16 protein-coding genes and 1 pseudogene are annotated in these 15,277 nt (G+C 61.1%); 9 read left to right on the forward strand and 8 right to left on the reverse strand.

The features are described from left to right. Nucleotides 1–225: 225 nt before the first annotated feature. Nucleotides 226–552, forward strand: coding sequence for a PadR family transcriptional regulator (locus tag BM083_RS12255; RefSeq protein WP_089869774.1), 327 nt, complete (start codon nt 226–228; stop codon nt 550–552). A 21-nt stretch (nt 553–573) separates the two neighbouring features. Here BM083_RS12255 and BM083_RS24140 read toward each other — a convergent pair whose 3' ends face one another. From BM083_RS24140 to BM083_RS12270, 3 genes are all read right to left on the reverse strand, one after another. Then, the gene (locus BM083_RS24140) at nt 574–1,038 is read right to left on the reverse strand and encodes a FlaD/FlaE family flagellar protein (RefSeq protein WP_089869776.1); all 465 of its coding nucleotides are present in this window, start codon (nt 1,036–1,038) and stop codon (nt 574–576) included. An 18-nt stretch (nt 1,039–1,056) separates the two neighbouring features. Beyond that, complete coding sequence (locus BM083_RS12265; protein WP_089869777.1) at nt 1,057–1,494, reverse strand: hypothetical protein; 438 nt, start codon at nt 1,492–1,494, stop codon at nt 1,057–1,059. A 74-nt stretch (nt 1,495–1,568) separates the two neighbouring features. Continuing rightward, the gene (locus BM083_RS12270; RefSeq protein WP_089869779.1) at nt 1,569–2,552 is read right to left on the reverse strand and encodes a type II secretion system F family protein; all 984 of its coding nucleotides are present in this window, start codon (nt 2,550–2,552) and stop codon (nt 1,569–1,571) included. A gap of 151 nt (nt 2,553–2,703) precedes the next feature. Between BM083_RS12270 and BM083_RS12275 the strand changes: the two genes are divergently transcribed. Then, nucleotides 2,704–3,072, forward strand: coding sequence for a DUF7500 family protein (locus BM083_RS12275; RefSeq protein WP_089869782.1), 369 nt, complete (start codon nt 2,704–2,706; stop codon nt 3,070–3,072). A gap of 938 nt (nt 3,073–4,010) precedes the next feature. Here BM083_RS12275 and BM083_RS12280 read toward each other — a convergent pair. Continuing rightward, entirely contained in the window at nt 4,011–4,961 is a 951-nt protein-coding gene (locus BM083_RS12280) for a carbohydrate kinase family protein (protein WP_089869784.1), read from the reverse strand. A 315-nt stretch (nt 4,962–5,276) separates the two neighbouring features. On the opposite strand from BM083_RS12280, the pseudogene BM083_RS12285 reads away from it, so the two are divergent. The 3 genes and pseudogenes from BM083_RS12285 to BM083_RS12295 form a co-directional block, all read left to right on the forward strand. After that, nucleotides 5,277–5,920: pseudogene (locus BM083_RS12285) on the forward strand (rod shape-determining protein); the annotation flags it as partial. A gap of 197 nt (nt 5,921–6,117) precedes the next feature. Then, nucleotides 6,118–6,492, forward strand: coding sequence for a DUF8048 family protein (locus BM083_RS12290; RefSeq protein ID WP_089869786.1), 375 nt, complete (start codon nt 6,118–6,120; stop codon nt 6,490–6,492). Between the two features lie 106 nt (nt 6,493–6,598). Beyond that, on the forward strand, nt 6,599–7,120 hold the full coding sequence (locus tag BM083_RS12295; protein WP_089869788.1) for a GNAT family N-acetyltransferase: 522 nt from the start codon (nt 6,599–6,601) through the stop codon (nt 7,118–7,120). Between the two features lies 1 nt (nt 7,121). Here the strand turns inward: BM083_RS12295 and BM083_RS12300 are convergent, their stop codons facing one another. Continuing rightward, the gene (locus tag BM083_RS12300) at nt 7,122–8,264 is read right to left on the reverse strand and encodes an acyl-CoA dehydrogenase family protein (protein WP_089869790.1); all 1,143 of its coding nucleotides are present in this window, start codon (nt 8,262–8,264) and stop codon (nt 7,122–7,124) included. Between the two features lie 113 nt (nt 8,265–8,377). Here BM083_RS12300 and BM083_RS12305 point away from each other — a divergent pair, with 113 nt between their 5' ends. Beyond that, nucleotides 8,378–9,175 (forward strand): RIO1 family regulatory kinase/ATPase domain-containing protein, encoded by a 798-nt coding sequence (locus tag BM083_RS12305; RefSeq protein WP_089869792.1) that lies wholly within the window; start codon nt 8,378–8,380, stop codon nt 9,173–9,175. Between the two features lie 14 nt (nt 9,176–9,189). Here the strand turns inward: BM083_RS12305 and BM083_RS12310 are convergent, their stop codons facing one another. After that, entirely contained in the window at nt 9,190–9,597 is a 408-nt protein-coding gene (locus BM083_RS12310; RefSeq protein WP_089869794.1) for a DUF4112 domain-containing protein, read from the reverse strand. Between the two features lie 137 nt (nt 9,598–9,734). On the opposite strand from BM083_RS12310, the gene BM083_RS12315 reads away from it, so the two are divergent. The 3 genes from BM083_RS12315 (at nt 9,735) to BM083_RS12325 (ending at nt 13,470) form a co-directional block, all read left to right on the forward strand. Next, on the forward strand, nt 9,735–11,267 hold the full coding sequence (locus BM083_RS12315) for an aldehyde dehydrogenase family protein (protein WP_089869796.1): 1,533 nt from the start codon (nt 9,735–9,737) through the stop codon (nt 11,265–11,267). 64 nt (nt 11,268–11,331) lie between these two features. Further along, on the forward strand, nt 11,332–12,003 hold the full coding sequence (locus BM083_RS12320) for a hypothetical protein (protein WP_089869798.1): 672 nt from the start codon (nt 11,332–11,334) through the stop codon (nt 12,001–12,003). 165 nt (nt 12,004–12,168) lie between these two features. Then, the gene (locus BM083_RS12325) at nt 12,169–13,470 is read left to right on the forward strand and encodes a polysaccharide deacetylase family protein (RefSeq protein WP_089869800.1); all 1,302 of its coding nucleotides are present in this window, start codon (nt 12,169–12,171) and stop codon (nt 13,468–13,470) included. A gap of 549 nt (nt 13,471–14,019) precedes the next feature. Here the strand turns inward: BM083_RS12325 and BM083_RS12330 are convergent. Together BM083_RS12330 and BM083_RS12335 are read right to left on the reverse strand one after the other, a co-directional pair. Beyond that, on the reverse strand, nt 14,020–14,835 hold the full coding sequence (locus tag BM083_RS12330) for a carbon-nitrogen family hydrolase (protein WP_089869802.1): 816 nt from the start codon (nt 14,833–14,835) through the stop codon (nt 14,020–14,022). Continuing rightward, nucleotides 14,832–15,266, reverse strand: coding sequence for an SRPBCC family protein (locus BM083_RS12335; RefSeq protein ID WP_049893510.1), 435 nt, complete (start codon nt 15,264–15,266; stop codon nt 14,832–14,834). Before BM083_RS12335 ends, BM083_RS12330 begins: the two co-directional genes overlap by 4 nt. Nucleotides 15,267–15,277 lie beyond the last annotated feature (11 nt).

The raw sequence follows: 15,277 nt of genomic DNA on the forward strand, positions 1-15,277 counted from the left end.
GTGAAACAGTCGTGTACTCACTTGCATTCCGTTTCATCAGCTCACGCCTGCCAAAGAGTATTGTGGTGAATTTACACAAACGGAGTGTAGTGAGTCATCAGCACAGCGAACGCTAAGACCGAACTGATGCAGAAAATCGTAATGAGTTAGCAAGTTCGGAAACGCAGACGTTCTGTATATGCTGATAATAACTAACACCACAGTGTTCGAAAGGGGAGTGTAGATATGTCAGAAGTATTCTTCAACCTGACCGGATTCCAGCGCGACCTCCTGTACGTCATTGCAGACCTGCAGCAGCCATCCGGGCAATCAGTCAAAGACGCCTACGAAATTTCGTCGAACGCCGAAATCAGCGACGCCCGTCTGTACCCCAACCTCGACACACTCGTCGACGAGGGACTGCTGGAGAAAGGCAACCTCGACCGGCGGACGAACTTCTACAGCATCACCGAACGCGGAGTAGAAGCTCTCGGAACCCGTCGGACCTGGGAGGACAAACTGCTTCAGACCGAAGAAGATCAAAACTCCATTCCGGTCTCCAACCGTTCGTAGAATCCGACAGAGGCAACTCGGCTACGTGGGTACACCACCGCTTTCGAACCATCGGAATCTCCGCTGTGACGTCGATTGGGGAGCGAACTCGCCGACCAGAAAGTGCGTCTCCTCGAGAATCGTGTCGATGTCATCTCCAGCAACCCGTGCGATGTGCCACAGTGACCCAAGATGAGGAGAAAACGGTGACTCAGCCAGCGATGCGAACGAACTGTTGCTGTCGGAAGCCGTACCCTGTGGTTGGAGCTCCGAGAGAGACAGTCCTTCGAGATGTTGGACCATCGATGCCCAGACTGATTCACTGATCCACCCGAGATCGTGATAGTACCGCAGCGCTTCTAACGCGCCGCGTGCGCCGAACGCCGCCCCGAGATACCGAGCCCATTCGAGCGCTGCGAGCGTGCATCTCGGCGAACTGTGTACGGTTTCGAGGTACGGGCGATGTTGTTGGTGGGATGTCCTCAATTCTAATTGTCTTGAAATCATATGAATGTGTCTCTCGTTTTACACCGTGAGGACGCCCTCGACGAGCGTTCTCGTGACTGCGCCTGTCACGGCACCAACCCAGGTGAGCACAACGAAGTGCAACCACGCATTACTCAGGTGCCCACGGTCGACGAGACGAATCATCAGCGCCGACAGGAGCGCGTTGGAGATGATGACCAGCATCAACAGATACGTCACGAAGTCGACGTCGTACACCTCTGAGTGGAAGATGCTCGCGGCAATCTCGTTGCTACCGGGCATCGCAGCCGTCATCGACATGAGGAGGTTGATGATCTCTAGACCGACGAAGAACGCGAACACGCTCGTCGCCGTAATACCGTACATGATGCCGATGATGGTCGTCGTCTCCTGTGAACGACGTTCACGAAGGTTGATAACTTCGCTGAAGTTCTGGTTGATGAGTTGGCCGAGTCGGGCAGGCGACCTTTGATGCACATCTCACTGAACTTCTGGATGAGGAACGACCCCGTCTCGGCGGCGAACATCCGCCACGCCCCACCCGAGTCGATTTACATCGACAACCGAGCGTGGAGTCCGTTGATGTTCTCGGTCAGCGCCCCGAAATCTTTCTTCCGAAGGGTCTTGAGGACACGCCCGGTCGAAGATTGCTTGACACTCTCGACCGCACCGAGAACGCGGATGAAACTCCCGAAGGACTCGTCTCGTTCCTTGATCGCGTTCTCTTCGTTCCGCATGACCCACGCGGGGTACAGCATCGGCGTCAGTGGTATCGCTAGATACAGCGGAAGTGGAACGAGCCGACCGTCGTACGGCAGGTAACCGAACAGGAGGGTGGCACACAGTCCCGTGAGACCGAGCGTGAGGACGATACCGACGAGGTGGCTGAGCAGTATCTTCTGGTCACGGTCGGTCTCGACGAGGTCTGTGTGGTACCAGATGGGGTCCATCGGCGACACCATGTGGATGATGAGGACGAACCCGACCTGGACGATGACGAACAACGCGACGATGCCACCGATGACGATTCCAGACTCCATCCCCGTCAGCAACGGAGTGATGATACCGAAGACGAGCGCGAACGTCGTCGACAGCGTCATCGAGAGGTGCAACTCTTTGAGGACGGTGAGTTTGTCGAGGTCGTTCTCGTAGCTGATGACGAACTTTCCGATGATTTCGTCCTGTTCTGTCAGGAGGAACTCCTGAAGCTCTTGGCCCGCACCGAGTGCGTAGGCCATCCGTTCCAGGAAGTCGGGCATAAGCGGACTCGGCACGCGTTTGGCTCGTAACCGAGCGGCCTCTTCGAGGCTCTGGTTCCACGTGTCGACGAGTGCGACGATGCGGGCGAGTTCTTCTGCGAGTGCACGGTACTCTTTCTCTGCGGCGGGCGTCCGGATAATTTCGACACGATCGATGTTCGTCGTCGACAGAATCGTCATGCGAGTGATGAAGAGGTGGAGCCGTTCTTCGATCTGTTTGCGGTGACGGTCTAGTTCGATCTTCGGATAGACGAGCGCGACGACGAGTCCGAGCACTAAGATACCGAGAGGAGGAACAGGACGATGAGAGGAACGCGCCCGACGAACTCGGCACCAAGACCTACGTCGAACTCTAAACCCACACTAACGCCCTACTGAACGAAACACGATATTCAAACGCGATTCATCCCTTCCTTTCCGTACTACAATGACCACCAAGGACTACGTCACCCCCGATGAACTCGACTACCGCAACAGCGAGCGCGTCACCCTACTTGACAACGGGCGGTTCATCGTCCACACGGGTGACGGCGAGGTCCCTGCGGACCTATCGTTCAACCCAGAACCCACCCCAGTTCGCACCGTCATTGACGAACTCGCCGACGACGTGGCTCCATACGCCATCGACATCACGGCCAAGACCGACTACGGTGTCGATCGCCACCGCGTCGCCGACGTTGACCTCCAGCGGGTCTTCGTCGACATGCTGCGGTGGTACGCGACGCGGGTTGAACCGACGATGGATCCTGCCGAGGTAATCGACGTTCTCCTCCGTGGAACTGAGTTCGGGCGCTGACCTCACGAATATTGTTCTGAGCCGTGTGCCTATTCACAACATCTGAGACGCACTGAGTGGCAGCTATAGGGGCTAGTTAGTAAGTAATGCTGTCTGTGCGGAATTCACAACCTCGTCAGGTCACCGAAAGAGGAATCGATGCAGACTGTGGTTCTGGCTGTGTCTGGTTGAGCCGCCGTCGGGTACTTACTCGAACGGGTTGCGCTCTCAATCAACTACGGGGTCTTTCGGTGGTTATCTCCTTCCTTTCGAATGTTTGACCCAGTTGCGTGAGACCTGCTTCCATCCCTACGCTAAGCAATTGGACTGGCCGCTGGCCAAGTAGAGGGTGTTCAAATTTCACAACCCCTCTCAGTCTTGCGATTTTGTGCGGTTGTGAATCGGTGCTGCTGGTGGTTTCAGGCCAGTTCATCGAAGGGGGTTGAGCAGCTACAACCCCCTCACGAGACGCGCTGTCGCTGCTGAAATCAAGAGAATCTTGCCTGAGAGACTCACAGGGGTCGTCGCCGGATTAACGGCGAGTGCCGGCTCTCCAACGAGATAGACGTCGATTTTCACAATCTCACTCCGTCTGTCGTTTTTCGCTTATTGAGCCTCTCTTAGAGATATCTTGACGAGAGATAGTTCGTTTAGTGGAAAGCCTCTTTCTGGCTTCGTTGGGTGCTTTACTGGCCGAGTTGCGTTTCCGTAGGCTGTTGGATACACCGTAATTCGTCAGTCTACTTGACGTCGTTCCGTACCTCATTTCTCCCCGAGATCACGGTCTCTTTCCGGACGAGAACTGGAAGTGGCACAGAGTCAAGACACGTCGACGCCGACCAACCCCGTTTATACACACCTCTCGACGCTTCCTTCCAGCTGTGAACCACCGCTACGCACAGAAGGTGTGTCTACTGTTCAAACCTCAACCTCTCCGGTACAGAAGCAATTATCACAACCTACTCTGTTCTGAACGCCTCTACTTCCTCTCGCGTCGGCAGTGCCGTCATCGCTCCAGCGGCCGTCGTCGTCGTCGCAGCCACGGCGTTCCCGAACGCCAGCGACTCGGCTAAGGACTCACCGGACGATAGCGCAGCAATCATCCCGGCAGTGAAGGCGTCTCCTGCACCCGTCGTGTCGACGGGGTCGACCGTGTAGCCGTCGTGGGTGACTTCCGTCTCCTCGTCGACCCACGGCGCGTCGGCCGTCGCGTACGCATAGGAGCCTTCGTCGCCGAGGGTGATGAGGGCGGTGTGCGGGCCGAACGCACAGAGTTCGCGGGCGAGTTCGGGGGCGTCGCCCTCGAACCCGGCCTCGCGGAGGTCTTCGGGCGTGGCTTTCACCACGTCGGCGAGGCGGAATCCTTGTTTCGCGGCTTCGAGGTAGGAGAACTCGCCCCAGCGCTCGGGTCGGGAGTTGGGGTCGAACGAGACGACGGTGTCGGCGCCCTGTGCTCGTTCGGCGAGGTCGATGATGGCGGCACGCGAGGGTTCGGTGTCCAGCGAGAGCACGTCGACGTGAACCCACCCGTACGCGGCGAGTGCGTCGTCGTCGATGGTTCCCGGCTTCATGCGCGTGTCTGCGGTGCCGTCGTGGTAGAAACTGAACTCTCGGTCGGCATCCTCGCCGAGACTGACGAAGGCGAGCGTCGTCTGAGCGTCGGGGTCCTGTTCGACGAGGTCACCCGTGAGTCCTTCGTCGGCGAGCGTCTCGACGAGGAAGTCGCCGAACGCGTCGTCGCCGACGCGTGTCCAGAAGTCGAGGTCGGTGTCGAGACGGGCGAGGCCGACTGCAACGTTGGCCGGTGCGCCACCGGCACGCTTGTCGAACGAGTCGACCGACGCGAGGGGACCGGATGCGTCGGGGATGAAGTCGATGAGGCTCTCGCCTGCGACGAGGATTCGTGTCATGGCTCTCTGTCTCTCTTTCTCTGAGGTGTGGCAAAAGCCCCGGTGGTCGCGGTAGACACTGCACTAACGTTTATATAAAAATGACAGGATGTCCACCTATAACTATCGACCCGCGCGACTACGACCTCGGCGAACTCCGCGACGCCGCCAACCGGAGTTCGTCGAACAGGCGGACGCGGAGAGACGAACGAGCGGGCAGTGACAGACCGAACCGAGACGGGATACGCGAGCGGTCCGACGCTGGTCGGGACAGCGTCGACCGAACTGACGTCGACGGCGGGAACGACCCGTTCAGACAGCGCAGTCGGCAGCGAGTTCGTTCGCAGCTATCCCGAGTCACTCTGTGGCGCGATTCCCGCCGTCGGCGACGGCCTCGAAGCCATCAACGAGATATTCCTCGCCATCAACCTCGGACCGACGAACCTCGAAGCCTGTGCCTACCGTCGTGGCGAGCAACTCTCGCCCTTCGCGACGGGTGCCGTCACCGGCAACGAAGTCGACCGTCGTATCGCCACCTACGTCGAAGAAGAGACGCAGCGCCGGGTCAACATCGACCGACAGACCCCCGCGAGTACAAAGAGACCCACGCCGACTTCGTCGACTTTGACCCCTTCACCGACGTCATCCAGCAACCGGGCGGTGGCTCTCACGAGTCCACCATCGAGTGGGTCGTCATGGACGCCGTCGACGAGTACCTCGACGAAGTCGTCGACGAGGTGGTCAACCGGTTCCTCGCCGAGCTCGCAAACGACTACGTCCGACTCTATCGCCAGGCGCTCGACCGGCCCATCGTCCTCACGGGTGGGATGGCCTGTGTTCCCGGTCTGGTCGAAGAGTTCGAGACACGCCTGAGCGAAGAACTCGACCGGTCCATCGAGGCGACGGCCCCGGACCGTCCGGAACTCGCTGTCGCGACTGGCGCCCAGCGCATCGCCGAGCGCCTCGTCCGGAGTTCGTAGAACGTGGCCCAACACTCGACTGGACCGGGTGACCATTCGAGAGCCTCGTCGTCTGTGTCTACCACGCCCTCGCGCCACATCCGCGTCTCCCGAGCGGTGGCTCTACGCCGGTGAGGAGGTCCTCGCACAGCGGTAGCGTCACAATCCGACCCCTCCGGCGAGGACGCTTTTAGGCACCCGGACCGAACACTCTGCAGATGGCAGAGATACGCGACCCACTCCACGCCTTCGACGACGCCGTCATCGAGGCGGTCGCCCGCGAGCGTGACTTCGAGGTGCAGACACTCCGTGACCTGGTTCGGAAACAACAGGAGGTCGTCCGCTCGCTCCCCGGCGTCGACGACATCGTCTACGAGTGGCGCAAGGCGTTCGCCACCGACCCACTCGTCGAGTGCCGACCGGACGCCTACTATCTCTCCGTCCCCGGCCACGTCTGGCCGGAGTTCGCGTCGTCGCTGTCGGCGTCGAGCGAGGAACTGAACGCCGTCCGGGCCGTCCACGACCGACAGTTCCGGGCCGTCCTCGGCGACGTCGGCGGCGACACCGACGCACTCGTTCTCACGAGGCCCTAACTCGGCGTCGTCGTCTCACGAGCGAGAACCGAGAGACGACGGCTGGTTCGACAGTCGTTCTCACAGCACGGAACGATTGATTACACCCGCGAGTCTCTGCTCTCTCATGCCCGGTTCAGTGTTCCTCCGAGGGGAGGGTGTCGAACTCAGAACGGTCGAATCCGACGACCTAGCGTTCGTCAAAGACCAGATAAACGACCCCGACGTGTGGGGGACACTCGGTATGTCGGCGCCGAGAAACCAGCACAACGAGGAACAGTGGCTCGAACGGACGAGCGAAGACGACGATAGAGTCCACCTGCTCGTCTGCGACGACGGCGACCCGGTCGGTCTCATGGGTCTCCACGTCAACTCGACGTGGGGCGTCGGCGAACTCGGCTACTGGGTCGCACCTGAGTCGCAGGGGAACGGCTACTGCACGGCGGCAGTGCGTCTCGTCTCACGGTACGCCTTCGAGGAACGGCGACTCCACAAGGTCGTCGCCGAAGCGTACGACCACAACCCCGGGTCACAACGCGTGCTGGAGAAGGTCGGATTCACACAGGAGGGCGTCCACCGCGAAGAGGCGTTCGTTGGCGGCGAGTATCGAGACCTGCTCCACTACGGACTGCTCGAAGACGAACTGTAAGTTACAGTCCGAGTTGGCGGCCGAGCACGAGATGCTGAATCTCGCTCGTCCCCTCGCCAATCTCCATCAGTTTGGCGTCGCGGTAGAACCGCTGCGGCGAGAAGTCCTCGGTGTAGCCGTAGCCGCCGAGTACCTGCACCGAGTCCTCGGCGACTTCTCTCGCTGCCTCGCTGGCGTCGAGTTTTGCGAGTGCCGATTCGGTCGAGACGCGTTCCCCGGCGTCGTAGCGACAGGCGGCTTTGTGCGTCAGGAGACGGGCGCGTTCGGTCTTGCGGTACATGTCGACGATTTTGTCACGAATCGCGTCGTACTTGGCGATGGGTTTGCCGAACTGCTCGCGCTCTTTCGCGTAGTCGTGAGCGGCGTCGTACGCGCCCTGTGCGAGTCCCGTCGAGAGGGCGGCGATGGAGATGCGGCCGCCGTCAAGCGTCTTCATCGTCTGTTTCCAGCCTTCGCCTTCTTCGCCGAGTAGGCGGTCTTCGGAGAGACGAACGTCGTCGAGGGCGATTTCGCAGGTCGGCGAGCAGTTGAGCCCCATCTTGTCCCAGACGGTGGTGACTTCGAACCCGTCGTCGTTCTTCGGGTCGACGATGAACGTGGAGATGCCGTCGTAGCCTTCGCCGGGGTCGGTGACAGCCTTCACGAGGACGCTGCCCGCGACAGAGGCGTTCGTGATGAACTGCTTCGTGCCGTTGAGGACGTACTCGTCGCCGTCTTTGACGGCCATCGTGTCCATGTCGCTGGCGTCGCTCCCGCTGCCCGGTTCGGTGAGCGCCCACGCACCCATCTCCTCACCCGTCGCGAGTGGGGTGAGCCAGCGTTCTTTCTGCTCGTCGGTGCCGAACAGTTCGATTGGCTTCGACCCGAGCGAGACGTGGGCGGCGTAGGAGAGACCGATACCGCCGGAGACACGTCCTAACTCTTCGGTGACGAGCGCGTACATCAACTGGTCGCCGCCGAGTCCGCCGTACTCCTCGGAGATGGGGACGCCCATCATGTCGAGGTCGGCCAGTTGTCCGAAGACGTCGGCGGGGAACTGGTGTTCGTCCTCGAACTCCTGGGCGACGGGGGCGATTTCCTCCTCACAGAACTCACGGACGGTGTCGCGAATCATCCGGTGTTCTGCGGGTAGCTCGAAATCCATAGGCAAAGCTTGCGAGGGGGATGTGATAAAGTCAGCGAACGACCGTGAAAGACTCTCAGTTCGGGGTTCTCTGCCCACGATAATTATACGCCACCCCCTCATAGGGAGTGACAATGGACTTTCGCAGTCTCGTCAGAGGCCGTGTCGGCTGGCCCCGACTCGAAACCGTTGTCCGCGAGTTGGCCGCGCGATACGGCCGCGACGAAGTCCACGTCAACTTTCTCACCGCCGACAACTGGCTCTCCACCCCGATGGTCATCGACGACGAGTGGTTCGTGAAGGTCATCTCGCGGCAGAACTCGATGGTCCACGCGCTGTTCACCACCGGTCGGAACCTCGGCGCGTTCTCCAGCGGCACGGAGGGGTTCTTCGAACACTTCGGGACGCCGCTCCAGATGGCCGAACACGAACTGGAGGCCACCCGACAGATGCGTGATATCGGCATCAACGCTCCCGAACCCATCGAGGCGCTCGAAATCGACGACCTCGGCGTCGTCGTCTTGGAGTTCCTCCCGTCGTTTCGGTCGCTCGACCAACTGGACCGCGAGGCCGAGGTGGCGCTCGCGCCGGACCTCTTTGCGAACCTCCACCGCATGCACGAACACGGCCTCGCACACGGCGACTTGCGCGCGGAGAACGTACTCATCCTCGACGACGAACTCTACTTCATCGACGCGACGAACGTCCGCGAAGACGGCCGTGAAGACGCCCGGTCGTACGACCTCGCGTGCGCGCTCGGGGCGCTCGAACCACTCATCGGCGTCCCCGCCAGTGTCGACGCCGCACTCTCCGCCTACACCATCGACGAACTCCTCGCTGCTCGGGAGTTCATGGACTTCGTCAACATCAGACCGGACCACGACTTCGACGCGGCGGGATTAAAAGGCGAGATCGAAAAACGAGCGTCGTAACGAGTCGACTCTGTCTACTCTGTCTTCTCTGCGTCGAGATGCTCTTCGAGCAGGTTGACGTTCCGTCGGTTCGCTCGCCAGAAGATGTCGAAGAGCGTCCCGAGGACCGGAACCGATCCGACGGCGACGTCGACACCGACGTTCCCCAGCATCTTCACGATCTTCGTCATCGGGACGCCGAGTCGAGCGGCCTCTAGCGGGATGTACAGCGAGAGTACGCCGCTGACGATGTCGCCGGAGACTGGGAGCAGTCCCAGTGCAGGGTCGAGTCCGACTTTCCCGACGATCGGGAGTTCGACACCGTCGTCGAGAAGCGACGCAAGTGCCCGTGCCCGGTCGAGCGCCGCGTCGTCTGCCGCATCGAAGAGTTCGGACGCATCGGAGAGGTCTGACTCGTCGAAGCGTTCTTCGTTGGTATTCATCGTGTCCCTACGTTTCCGCCGCCGACGGATGTACGTGGTGGCTGTATATCCCTGCTCGTGTGGGTCGTCGACAGGGGTGTCGTTGCCTCCCAATCTGGGGGATTTTTCACGACCGCTGGCGCAAATCTTACCACACCATGAGCGACCAATCGACCGAGACGTACCGCCACTACATCGGTGGCGAGTGGACGGACGGCGACGGGACAGAGACGTTCGAGAGTACGAACCCAGCGACGGGCGACGTGCTCGGTGAGTTCCGCCGCGGCACCGAGAGCGACATCGACGCCGCCCTCGCCGAGGCCGACGACGCCGAAGAAGAGTGGCGCGAACTCTCGCATATCGACCGCGCAGAGTACCTCTGGGACATCTACCACGAACTCCGAGAGCGTACCGACGAACTCGCCGAAGTCGTCACCAAGGAGTGCGGAAAGGAGATTTCGGAGGGTCGCGCCGACGTCATCGAAGCGTACCACATGGTCGAGTGGGCCGCTGCCGACGCCCGCCACCCGAAGGGCGACGTCGTCCCCTCCGAAATCCCCGCAAAGGACGCCTACATGCGCCGTAAGCCGCGCGGTGTCATCGGCTGTATCACCCCGTGGAACTTCCCGGTCGCCATCCCCTTCTGGCACATGGCCGTCGCGCTCGTCGAGGGCAACACCGTCGTCTGGAAACCCGCCGAACAGACGCCGTGGTGCGGGCAGATCATCGCCGAGATGTTCGAAGACGCTGGCATCCCGGACGGCGTGTTCAACATGGTCCAAGGCTTCGGCGACGCTGGTGCCTCCATCGTCGAGGACGAACGCGTCGACACCGTCCTCTTCACGGGCAGTGCCGAAGTCGGCCACGAAGTCGCCGAGAAAGTCGCCCAGCAACCAGGCAAACTCGCCGCCTGTGAGATGGGCGGGAAGAACAACATCGTCGTCACCGAGGAAGCAGACCTCGACATCGCGGTCCACTCGGCGCTCATGTCGTCGTTCAAGACGACCGGTCAGCGCTGTGTCTCCTCCGAACGCCTCGTCGTCCACGAGGACGTCTACGACGAGTTCAAAGAGCGTTTCGTCGAACTCGCACAGAGTGTCTCCGTCGGCAACCCGCTCGAAGAAGACACCTTCATGGGACCGCTCATCGAGGCAGGCCACAAAGAGAAGGTCACGAAGTACAACCAACTTGCGAAAGACGAAGACGTGAACGTACTCGTCGACCGCACAGAGCTAGACGACGACGAGATTCCCGAGGGTCACGAGGAGGGTCACTGGGTCGGTCCGTTCGTCTACGAGGCAGAGGCGTGGGACGACCTGCGTTGTACCCACGAAGAGGTCTTCGGCCCGCACGTCGCGCTCTTGAAGTACTCCGGTGACATCGAGGAGGGCGTCGCCATCCAGAACGACACCGACTACGGCCTCGCCGGCGCCATCATCTCCGAGAACTACCGTCAGATCAACTACTTCCGCGACAACGCGGAAGTCGGCCTCGCCTACGGGAACCTCCCGTGTATCGGTGCAGAGGTTCATCTGCCGTTCGGCGGCGTCAAGAAGTCCGGCAACGGCTACCCCTCCGCGCGTGAGATCATCGAAGCCGTGACCGAGCGCACCGCGTGGACGCTCAACAACTCGAAGGACATCCAGATGGCCCAGGGTCTCTCTGCGGACATCAAGACGAAAGACGACTGAGTCGACTGGCGACTCCCAGCGGATGGACTTATTTTCGTCGCGTCCGTAGTCACGGTCGATACTGATGCTCCAGCAGACTCTGGTAGGACTCCAGCGACGCCTCTCCCCACAGACGAGGCGGCGCGTGACCGGTGTCACGGCAATTCTCGGTGCCCTGCTGTTCGGGGCGGCGATTCTCTGGCAGGCTATCGTCGACCTCGGAGAAGGCGGCGACGAGATTCTCATCGACATCCGGACCGTCGTCGCCACCATCAGCGGTGGGACGCTCGTCGCGGCGATGGCACTGCTCTGTGTGGCTGCCCTCGGAACCGCACTAGCGTATCCGACGGCGACGGACCGTTACTGGCAGTTCGGCGTGCTCTCGACGGTCGGTGGGTTCGCGCTGAGCGTCGTCGCCGCACTCGTCCAACTCCTGTTCGTCGCCGTCGCACCGTCACTGGTCCCTGCGGCGGGAATCGTGTTCGGCCTCGGCGGCCTCGGAACCATCCTCGGGGCACTCCCGATGGGTATCGGTCTCTGGCGTATCGCCGACGACCCCATGATGAAGGGTGCCGCGTTCAACCTCGCTGCAGCGGGACCCTCTGTCGGCAACGGAGCAATCTTCTACGGCGTGTTCGCACCGTTGGGTGCGGCGATGTTCATCGGCCCGCCGGTCGTCGCGTGGCTTCTCGTCGGCGCGTACTTCCTGTTTCGAACGAGCAACACGGACGTCTCTGACACGCCAGACGTCGCGTAACCGCTCTGCAGACAGACCGTCGGAACTGTCGAATTCGAGTGTTTAGGTGGGCCATATATGTGGTACACTGCCACGGTATCAGTTTTGAAATTCGGTGTTTAGGAGGTCAACACGCTGTTTAGTCGGACCATAGGAAAGGGCATCCTGTCCGAAGAGGGAGATAGCATGACGAAGCGAAACTCGACCCGTCGGCGGTTCCTCGCGAGTATCGGTGCAGTCGGTACAGTCGGTGTTGCCGGCTGTACCGGGGGCTCCGACACGTCGGCGCCGTCGAACACGACTACGACCGGAACACCGACTGCGACGTCGACAGCAAACGCGACGAGTACGCCCGAAGGGACGACAACGCCCTCCCAGTCCGATGCCGCCTTCTCTCGCGGCGAACTCGTCGAGGACTTCGAGAACTACGAGGAGGCCCGCTGGGGGACGATTCGTGGCGACGTGAAGACCGACACTAACGAAGTGTACGCCGGCAGCCAATCGCTCCACCTTTCGAACAAGAACGGCGGCGCGGCGGGCATCTTCAAGGCGTTTCCGGACGGTCTCGACCTCTCGAAGCACGACCTGTCGCTCGCCGTCAAACTCGACAAACCCGCCAACGGGAAAATCTCGATGGAGTTCATCGCTCCGGCACGGAGCGACATGCTCGTCAGTAAGCGGTTCATCCCGACGGAACTGAACGACTGGGTCCGCATCGACCTCGGCTACACGGGGAAGAAAGGCGAACCGGTGATGGAGGCAATTCAAGAGCTCCGTCTGCTCGTCCTCTCAGAAGACGGTACGCCCATCAACTTCTGGATCGACGACCTGCGGAAGATTCCGAAGCCCAAGAAGGGGAAGGTCATGATGGTCTTCGACGACGCCGTCACTTCCCAGTACGAAGTCGCGTTCGATATGCTTCAGGAGAAGGGTTGGGCCGGCGGTGTCGCCGTCATCCCGGACGCCATCAACAGCGAGGGGAACCTCACGACGGGCCAGATGCGCGAGATGCGCGACGCCGGTTGGGACATGATGGCCCACCCGCAGACGCCGAAACCGTTACCCGAGTACTCGGAGGCGAAACAGCGACAGATGATTCAGCAGACGTACAACTACCTCGACCTCAAAGGATTCCCGAAAGGGGCACGCCACTTCGTCGCCCCGTACCACCGCGTCGGTCCGAAGACGCTCGAAATCGTCAGTGAGTTCCACGAGACGGGTATGATGTTCGGTGCCTGTCCGAACAACGCCCAGCATCCGAGCAACATGTTCACGATGTCGCGTATCATGGGTCGCGACCCGCGCGGTACCCGCCGCGTGCTAAACCTCGCCGAGGAGTTCAACCAGATGGTCTCGATAGGCTGGCACGGTATCGGCGACGGACCGGACTACCGAGTGTCGACAGACGACTTCGAGAACGTCATCAACCACATCGCCAAGAAGGATATGGACGTCGTGACGCCGTCGCAGTTCCTCGACGGCATCTAACGAGACACGAGAGTTCGTCTCCGCTCTTCGACCTCTGAAACTCTCGAACTCTGGAACGTTCTCTCTCTTCTACCTCCCGCACCTCCTTTCTCTCTCTTCTCGTCCTACAGAGCGAGTGCTCTCGCTCTCTCGTCGAGACGACTGGTCCGTCTCACGCTCAAGTACAACCGAAATTGGGGCACGTCGGACCGAGTTGCGTCACAGCGACTCGGTTGACTCGCGAGTGAGTGGGTGAAACTGAAACGAAGTGAAGTACGCCCCTGCCGGGATCAGGGGCGGATGTGCCATGGCCATGGCGTGTCACCGGTGCGGCGGATGAACCGTCCGGCGATGTGTGGCGGCTGGCGGAGCCGCCTCCGTGAATGCACTACAGTGGACCCCTGCACTGCAGTACGGTGCGGCGGTTGCTGCCGGCAGCGACGAGAAAAGCGTCGGCTTCCGGCAATTTCGCTTTGTTCGGAGTACGGATAAAACCACCGGCATCGGCGACGGACCTCTGTCGGTACATTCGGAGCCGTGGTCGTCTCCGGTCGAAGGCCGCTCTCGCGACTACAGCGAGTCGCGTCGGTCGGCCCACGCGGGAAACTCCGCTCGAACTTCGGCGACACGGTCCGCGTCTATCTCGGCCGTGACGAGCGTCGGTTCGTCACCGGCACTCGCGAGTGGCGTCCCCCACGGGTCGAAGACGGTCGACCGCCCGAGGAGTCGTGTCTCGTCGAACTCCGCCGCGCCGTTGATGCTCGCGACGTAACAGAGGTTCTCGATGGCCCGTGCACGCGTCAACGTCTGCCAGTGTTCGACGCGCGGGTAGGGCCACGCACTCGGGACCAACACGAGCGTCGCTCCCGCCTCCGCCAGCGAGCGATAGAGCTCCGGAAACCGAAGGTCGTAGCACGTCGTCATGCCGACTTCGAACCCTTCGAAGGGGACCGTCTCGAGCACGTTACCCGGCGTCAACAGACGTGACTCGGCCGATTCGTAGCCGAACAAGTGGTGTTTCCGGTAGACGGCGGCCTGGTCACCGCTCCGGTCGAAGAAGACAGCCGTGTTGGCGAGTCCGTCGTCGTCGGGGACGTCGTAGCCTGCATCGGCGCTCGCTTCCAAATCTTCGACGTGGCTACCGGCGAGGAGGCCGACGTTGTACTCGTCGGCCAACTCGCCGAGACGAGAGAACGTCGGGCCGTGCAACCCTTCGGCCTCTCGGGCGTACGAATCGAAGGCGAAGTAGCCGACGGTGAACAGTTCGGGGAGCGCAACGAGGTCAGCCCCACGCTCGGCAGCGTCGGCGACGGCACGTTCGGCACGTTTGAGGTTGCCGTCGACGTCGCCCGCCGTCTGGTCGAGTTGAGCTAGCGTCAGAATCATACCGTCAGTCCAAGGTCACGCCGGAGGGCATCTTCGAGGTTGTCGAGTTCGCGGTCGAGGTTACGCTTGAAGAACTTCTCGACGCCCGGCAGACGGCCGTCGACGACGAACTCGTTGTGGAGTTTACAGCCTCCCGCTACCTCCTCTATCGTGTGTTCACCCGTCACGCGGAGCGCACGTGACTTCCCCGTGAACTTCACGTAGCGTGGCTCTTCACGTGTCACGTCTTCCGTCTCGACGCCGACAGTGGAGTTGAGAAGCGGAATCGGGAGTTTGATGTGCCATTTTGCTTTCCGCTCGTTGTGCGGGTCGATCTCGTACTCTTCGACGACGCTGATTGCTTCCGCACGCTTTGCAGGGTCTGCGATGAACTCCCACACGCGTTCGGGGTCGGCGTCGAACTCGAACGTCCGCTGCACCCGGACAGTCATGGAAGGGACTT

It is taken from the genome of Halogranum rubrum (assembly GCF_900114455.1).
In the GTDB taxonomy this organism is placed as follows: Archaea; Halobacteriota; Halobacteria; order Halobacteriales; family Haloferacaceae; genus Halogranum; species Halogranum rubrum.